The 481-nt window shown below is 72.6% G+C and carries 1 protein-coding gene; it reads left to right on the forward strand.

The annotated features are described in order from the left end of the window. Window positions 1–481: arginine deiminase family protein (locus IH61_RS0140055; protein WP_031079456.1), on the forward strand; the 481-nt coding region annotated here is incomplete at both ends.

Here is a 481-nt window from a genome sequence, read left to right on the forward strand (position 1 = left end):
TCTACCGCTTCCACCCGCTGTTCGCCGAGACCGCCCCGCCGCTGCTGGACGGCACCGCCACGGCACCGGGGCTGAGCCTGGAGGGAGGGGACGTCCACGTCATCGCCCCGGGCGTGGTCATGGTCGGCATGGGGGAGCGCACCACCGCCCAGGCGGTCGAGGCCCTCGCCCAGCAGCTGTTCGTCACCGGAACCGCCCACCGCCTGATCGCCGTCCGACTGCCCGAGACCCGGGCGTTCATGCACCTCGACACGGTCATGACGATGATCGACCGGGACACCTTCGCCGTCTACCCGGGCGCCGGCTTCGACGTCAGCCCCGACGCCGACCTCGCCGTTTCCCTCGCCGAGGCCCTCGGCCTGGACAAGGTGCGCTTCCTGTCCGCCGAGCAGGACGTCCGGGCCGCGGAGCGCGAGCAGTGGGACGACGGCAGCAACTTCCTCGCCCTCGCCCCCGGCGTCGTCGTCGGCTACGAGCGCAA

The organism is Streptomyces sp. NRRL WC-3742 (assembly GCF_000720635.1).
In the GTDB taxonomy this organism is placed as follows: domain Bacteria; phylum Actinomycetota; class Actinomycetes; order Streptomycetales; family Streptomycetaceae; genus Kitasatospora.